Origin of the sequence: Mycobacterium sp. (assembly GCF_035314665.1) — a bacterium.
In the GTDB taxonomy this organism is placed as follows: Bacteria; Actinomycetota; Actinomycetes; order Mycobacteriales; family Mycobacteriaceae; genus Mycobacterium.
Window position 1 is genome coordinate 1 of the sequence record NZ_DATFZD010000357.1, and the last position, 6,463, is coordinate 6,463.

The window sequence follows — 6,463 nt, forward strand, 5'->3', positions numbered from 1 at the left end:
GGACGTCGCTTCGGGCCAGACCTGCCCGCTGCTGTCGTATCAGTGCGCTATCGACGCTGTGACGGCCCGCTGTTTCCCGTCCTATGCCCTGCGGCGACACGCGAAGGCCATCGGCGCGGTGCCGCAGTTGGATTTTCTGCTGGTCAGCGCCGCCCTTGCCGAGGGCTGGTCGGTCTCGGTGCCCGACCACGAAGGCCCCAACGGGATGTGGGGCGCGCCGTACGAACCTGGCTACTGCGTCCTCGACGGAGTCCGGGCCGCACTGAGCTCGGAGCGCATCGGATTGTCAGCGTCGGCGCCCGTCGCGTTGTGGGGGTACTCCGGCGGCGGGCTCGCCACCGCCTGGGCTGCCGAAGTATGCGCCGACTACGCACCCGAACTCGACATCGTCGGCGCCGTGCTCGGATCACCCATCGGCGACCTAGAACACACCGCCCGCCGGCTCAACGGCAGCCTCCTGGCTGGTTTGCCCGCGTTGGTGATCGCCGCGCTGGCACACATCTACCCAGACTTGGACCGAGTGATCCAGGAGCACACCAACGAAGAGGGACTGGCCCTGCTGCGCCGGCTGGAGACCATGACCACGGTGGGCGCGGTCATCCGGATGGCGAGAAAGGACGTGAGCGACTACCTCGACCAGCCGCTCGACGAAATCCTGGAGTTGCAGGAGGTCCAGTACGTCCTCGACAACATCAAACTCGGCGCTACGGCGCCGACACCGCCGGTATTGATCGTGCAGGCCGTACACGACTACCTCATCGATGTCGCCGACATCGACGCGCTGGCCGACGCCTACTCGGCCGGCGGAGCCGACGTCACCTACCACCGGGACGCGTTCTGCGAGCACCTGCTGCTACACCCACTGTCCGCCCCGATGACGATGCGCTGGTTGCAGGACCGGTTCGCCGGCCGACCCCTGACCGATCACCTGATCAGAACGAAGTGGCCGACCATGTTCAGCCCGGCAACCTACCTCGGCATCGCTCGACTGGCCATGTTCGCGGCGAAGGTCATCACCGGCAGGGCGATGCACCGCCGTCCGCTGTGACTTATCACCTGGAGGAGGTTTCCGCCGCGCCCGGCGACGCGGTCACCGCAGTTGGCGGCTGAGGCGCAGCCGGATAGCCGCCAAGGTCGTCGCGCGTGGCCCCGGCCGCCAGCAGGGCGTACACCAGCGCCGCCGTGGAGGCCGGCAGCAGCAGGGTGGTGGCGATCTGCAACGGCCCGCGACCGAAGAAGACCGGCGGCGCCTGGGTGAAGTAGTACACCGGGTGGTCGTCCGTCAGCGGTGCACCGGCGAAATCCACCACGCCGTACCGCAGCGCACCAACGGGGCTCCCACTGCCGCCGCGGCCGCGGCGGCGGCCACCAGACCGATCGAGAGCGCCGCGACCATCCCCGGCCCACGGTGCTCCCCCCACTGCCACACCAGCGCCATGGCATCCTCGGAGGATTTGTCCACGCAGATCCTGAACAGCCCGGAACGCAAGCAGAAGCTCCTCGGCGAGCTGGTGCCGATTATCTACGAGGGATTACAGGCGGCCGGGTAGGCGTCCGGCTCCAGGAATTCCGCCATACGTTCGCGGTGCTACAGCTCGCGGCGGGCAAGCGCTTCAAACAGGTGTCGAAGTGGTTAGGGCACAGCACTTTTACCCTGACCGTGGGCGTGTACGGCGACTACATACCCGAGGAGGAGGGCGGCGCACTCAACATCTTGCCGGAACCACCCGCCACGGCGAAGCCCGCCGAGGCCGCGAGCAATGTGGTGCCGCTGTTCGGTTGAAGCCGCGAGCTAGGGAACCCGCAGCAGTATCGGCGTCCACGGGTGGCCGCCGACTACAGCAACACCTTGGCTGTCTGCGGTGATGCCGCGAAATGATCTGTGCCCTAGCGCCCATCGTTTCTGGCGAAGCTCGGCGAGCGGCCGGCGACGCCAACGCGCGCCGTTCCACCCAGGCGGCGGCTCCCCGCCAGCTTTTCGGATCCAATCCGGCGCCAAGAACACTTCTTCGCCGTAGGCCATCAACTCGGCCACATGGGCATCGTATTCGACGCGCTCTGGCTTCATCTTCTCATCGATCTTGAGCCAGAACCATTTGTAGAACTCTCGCACCGACGCGGTGTAGCGGCCGATGATCGGAAGCAGGTCAATCGAATCACCATGCTCCTCAAGGTATTTGTGAGCCTCTGCCGTCAAGCTGTCCCATTTCAGCAGCGGCTCAACATGTAACCGAAATTGGAACTGCGCCATCGGCATCGTCTGCGAGAACTGCCATGCCGGGTTCAAATAGGGGAGGAACTTATGCTGGGAGTAGTTACGAAGCTCTTCGAGCAGCTTTGCCTCGTCTGCTTCGAATACAGCAAGGCGCTTCTTGGTGTACTCGCCTCGCTCGAACTCTGAGAGCTGCCCTCCGATCTTCGGCCAGACGTCGCGCAGAACCGCGCGCTGACCTGAGACAAGCGACTTGACCGAGGCCAGAAGATTCGCCAGCAGCCGCGCCAGCTCCATACCGAAGGGGTCGCCCACGTCGGGATTGAACGGCTGGCTTTGACCTATCTCCGGGTATCGCGCGATGTGGGCCAGTAGCTCTTGGGCGTTGGTGCTGAAGGCGTATGACGTGAGGTTCAGATCGCGAAGCATCGCGATTATCTCGAACGGCGGCATCTCCATCAGCATCGCCTGGCGTCGCTTGTACTCGGCGATCCACGGGTTTGTCCACGAGGTGACGGTTTCCTGATCGTCGTCATTAGGGCCGTCCTGCGTTGCCTCCACGGGCTTCATGGTCCCACCGGGCTCCGACACGTTCGGCGCGTCGAGGACGCAGGTGTCCGTTTCGGTGAGGAGTTAGCTACGCGAGGACGCGAAAAGGACCTGACCGGGAGCGTTTCGAGCCCGTACCGGAGGCGACCTTGATACAAACCGAAAACGCCGCTGATCAGCGTGTATGCACTCTCAAATCCGTTCGGTGTCGGCTGAGCTCAGCCAACGGTAGAAGGCCCTGGTGCCCCTAGCCAATTTGTCGGTATCGTGAAACTTGCTTCACGAGATGCCGTCGCCAAGCTCCGACTGGACGGCACGCCAACCCCACGCTCGTGGGTGGCTCGGATGACGAAGCGGCAGGCATTAACCGGTGTCAGGCAAGAGCGCCTCCTAGGGGAGGCTTCGACAGTCTGGAGTCTCCATTGTCTGGATATGTGTGGGATCTTTCCGGCTCGGACAACCGTTGCAGCTCCTACGGACCCGGTCATCAGATCCGCTGGATTCATTTCAACCATTCCATGCGCGAGCCGTCGGTGATCATCCCCGTCACCGCATCGGTGGACAACGACGGTCTGGTGCACATCGAGGGTGACGACCTGTCCCTGGTGCGGTGGAATCACCGACCGGCGCTGGTGCGCGCTGCGTTGCAACGCTTCGGCGGGAGGGCGGACTGGAAGCCCCGCTGGTATCTCCTGGCGGTCCCCACCGAGTCCTTCATGGGAAGTGCGCGAAGCGTATTCAGCTTGGTAGCGCTGGACGAACAGCGAGATTGTCACGTCACCCGCACCACCAATCCCGATCACCTGATTCCCCGCAAGCCATCTCCGACAAATGTGCCGCCCTTGCGGATAGCCGCCCGGTACTCATCGGGGAGACGCCGGGCCAAAGGTGAGTCCGCACGATTGATCGTTGACCGTAACTTCGTGCTCCGGTGGGCACACATGGGTCTGGGGTGTCGGCTGGCTGCGCTCCTTCTCGTTTAGCACTCCACCCGTGCGAGCACCAGGGGCGGCGCTGCGCCCAGGTCCTCGGCGATGAGGACCCTGGTGTCCAGGATCGCCTTCCACAGGAAAGGGGCCAGACGCGCCTGGATCTGCTCGTGGATGTCGGGCGATATCGGCGTGGATGCTGTCGATCCGACCGAACATGTGCGCGCACAGGAATTGGTGATGCTCGGCGAGATGCCCGTTGCCGTGTGCCGCTGCCAAGGCAAGGTCATTAGGGCCCACACGATCAGGATGAGCGTGGCCGCGGTTAGCACATATACGGGCCACGGGCCCAACAGGTCCAGCAGCGTGGCGGTGGCAGGTTTTTTGTTGATGAAGCCGTAGTTGGTTCCCGCGATGCTGTTGAACGTGAAGGTAACTGCTGCCCACACCACGGTGACCACGACCGCAATGCGGTAACTGCGCCACTCGGGCCGCAACCTGCGGCCCCAGGTGAGGTAGATGGCCGCCCAGACGACGAGCAGGTGAGTCGCCCAGAAGGCGAGGAACTGGTAGTGGGGAAAATCCGGACTCGTCAGAACCGGCGTAATCAACGCCTGGGTGCTCAGAACTAGGCCCCAGTAGTAGGTGAGCGCAAAGGCCCAGCGTCGTTGCGACCACAGGGCGTAGGCCGCGGCGACGGTCGCGAGATCGGTCAGGCGCAGCGGTACCGACTCGCCGATGGTAGGTGGGATCAGTTGGTAAATCAGAACTGAGCCGTATATCGCGGCGGTGAGCACCCCGAGGATGCGGCCGAGGCGGCGAGCCTGCGATTCGGTCTGCCTGCGCCCGATCCAGACCAGGAGCGCAGCGCCGATTACGAACACAGCGATGGCGGCCCAGTGTGACGGGCTGTACGCCGAGAACTGCCTTTGTGCAGCGAACAGCTCCATCAACTCCGCAGTTTCGTGCTTCCGGTGCGCACCAGATCCTATGCGAGCGGTGTCGACTCACCGGCGGCGGCATACGGCGATCCTACGGGATAGAAACTACGAGGTCAGCGGTCGCTAAATAGGACGAAAACCACTGGGGTGTATAGGAATTATGCCTTGGAAGTTTCGGGGCGAGCCGGGTACTTTCAAGGCTCAAGGGTCGCAGGTAATGCGCCCGGTCCCCCAAGCCTCACCACGAGGCAACGCAATCTCAGCCGCTTCTGGCGACAAGCGATGCGGCGCCGCGCTGACCCAGCCCACCCCGGCCAAGCTGTCCGGCGTGAACCGCCTCTGCTGAGCATCTTGCGTGGGTCATGCTGACAGGCGGAGAGCCATGGCCGACACCGACACGAGTCCCGCGACGCTCCTCGACGAGCTGGCCGCCCTCAACCCCGCGCAGCGGCATGAGGTGGCCAAGGAGCTGCGGAAGGTGGCCGAGACCTTCGCCGAGGTGCCTGACGGTAGGGACACCGCTCACACGCTCGGGCTGCTGGCCCACCTGCTCGACTCCGGCTGACGGGCGCTGACCGGTAAATGTTCTGTCGGCTGGGTGACCGCCTCCCAATTGCGGTACCCCGAATGGGGCACTGAGGCGCGCGCACCTGGGTCAAAAGACCCTATCGGGGGGATGAGGGGAGGCGAAATCTGTATGGCTCAGAGCCCCAAGCCGGGCGGCTTGGTCAAGGAGGAGTGACGACCGCCAAGAAGCCCTTGATGATTAGGCAATCGCTGTTTTTCGACTACTTGCCGAAAAAGGCTTCCAACAAAGCGGCCCAGCCCCCGAAGAAAAAGGAGCTCCGAAACTGAGCACTCCGACATCAGGAATAGATCTGATCGCGGGTCGTTGCGACGAAGAATTCCGCGAGGTAGCGGACGTCTTCAGGAAGCAGATCGCCGGTACCGACGGCGGCGCCGCCGTGGCCGTCTACCACCGCGGCCGGCTTGTCGTCGATCTGTGGGGTGGGGTTCGCGGCCTGGATAGGGTTCCCTGGACACGCGACACGCTTGCCATGTGCTGGAGCACGACCAAGGGCGTCGTGGCCACCTGCGCCCATGTGCTCGCCGACCGCGGGGAGCTCGACTACGACGAACGGGTCGCCACGTACTGGCCGGAGTTCGCCCAGAACGGTAAGGGTGACGTCACCGTTCGGCAGGTGTTGAGCCACTCCGCGGGCCTACACCGCCTCGGCACCATCATCGACCACGGATCGAGGATGCTCGATTGGGAGCACATGACCGATGCGCTGGCCCGGGCCAAGCCGGCATATACGCCGGGAACCTCGGTGGGCTACCACGCGCTGACGTTCGGTTGGCTTGTCGGCGAGCTGGTGCGGCGGATCTCCGGCACACCGATCGAGGAGTTCCTGCAGAAGGAAATCGCCGAACCGCTCGGGCTCGACGGCCTGCATATCGGCTGCCCGCCCGAGCAGCGGCACCGGATAGCGCCACTGGCACCGATGTCGCCCGCTTTGACGCGTTGGTCTAGCCCCCTCGGCAGCTTCGCGTTGAACCAGGTGTCGCGGGGTCTGCGTGTCCTGAGGTCGCCGATCAACCCGCATCGGATGATCAACGCAGCCCTCTCCCGCGGTATGGAGGACGTCATCGTGGACCCTCGACTCCAAGATGCCGCCGTGCCCGCGATGAATGGGTATTTCGATGCCGTGTCGCTCGGCGCCATGTACGCGATGCTCGCCGGCGGCGGCCAGCTGGGCGGTGTGCGCATCCTTTCCGAGGAGACGGTCCGCAAGGCCTCCGAGATCCAGAACGACCAACGAGACCGGGTC

Annotated in this window: 6 protein-coding genes, 2 pseudogenes and 1 riboswitch; of the genes and pseudogenes, 5 read left to right on the top strand and 3 right to left on the bottom strand. The window is 64.3% G+C overall.

The genetic code is table 11. From position 1 onward, the window contains the following. A partial coding sequence (locus VKI00_RS24660; RefSeq protein WP_324442197.1) for a lipase family protein occupies positions 1-1,048 on the top strand: 1,048 nt, incomplete at its 5' end. Between the two features lie 4 nt (positions 1,049-1,052). Here VKI00_RS24660 and VKI00_RS24665 read toward each other — a convergent pair. Continuing rightward, positions 1,053-1,441: pseudogene (locus VKI00_RS24665) on the bottom strand (DUF2567 domain-containing protein); the annotation flags it as partial. 144 nt (positions 1,442-1,585) lie between these two features. Here VKI00_RS24665 and VKI00_RS24670 point away from each other — a divergent pair. Beyond that, positions 1,586-1,783 carry a hypothetical protein gene (locus VKI00_RS24670; protein ID WP_324442199.1) on the top strand — a complete coding sequence of 66 codons (198 nt, stop codon included), beginning with the start codon at positions 1,586-1,588 and terminating at the stop codon, positions 1,781-1,783. A 9-nt stretch (positions 1,784-1,792) separates the two neighbouring features. Here VKI00_RS24670 and VKI00_RS24675 read toward each other — a convergent pair whose 3' ends face one another. After that, positions 1,793-2,671, bottom strand: coding sequence for a hypothetical protein (locus VKI00_RS24675; protein ID WP_324442201.1), 879 nt, complete (start codon positions 2,669-2,671; stop codon positions 1,793-1,795). Between the two features lie 367 nt (positions 2,672-3,038). After that, positions 3,039-3,151: riboswitch (SAM riboswitch) on the top strand. Between the two features lie 32 nt (positions 3,152-3,183). Between VKI00_RS24675 and VKI00_RS24680 the strand changes: the two genes are divergently transcribed. Further along, the gene (locus tag VKI00_RS24680) at positions 3,184-3,744 is read left to right on the top strand and encodes a hypothetical protein (protein ID WP_324442203.1); all 561 of its coding nucleotides are present in this window, start codon (positions 3,184-3,186) and stop codon (positions 3,742-3,744) included. A 215-nt stretch (positions 3,745-3,959) separates the two neighbouring features. Here the strand turns inward: VKI00_RS24680 and VKI00_RS24685 are convergent. Beyond that, a pseudogene (locus tag VKI00_RS24685) lies at positions 3,960-4,640 on the bottom strand (TIGR02206 family membrane protein); the annotation flags it as partial. A gap of 373 nt (positions 4,641-5,013) precedes the next feature. Between VKI00_RS24685 and VKI00_RS24690 the strand changes: the two are divergent. Next, positions 5,014-5,196, top strand: coding sequence for a hypothetical protein (locus tag VKI00_RS24690; RefSeq protein WP_324442205.1), 183 nt, complete (start codon positions 5,014-5,016; stop codon positions 5,194-5,196). 400 nt (positions 5,197-5,596) lie between these two features. After that, positions 5,597-6,463, top strand: an 867-nt coding sequence (locus tag VKI00_RS24695) for a serine hydrolase domain-containing protein (protein WP_324442207.1), incomplete at its 3' end; no start/stop codon positions are given.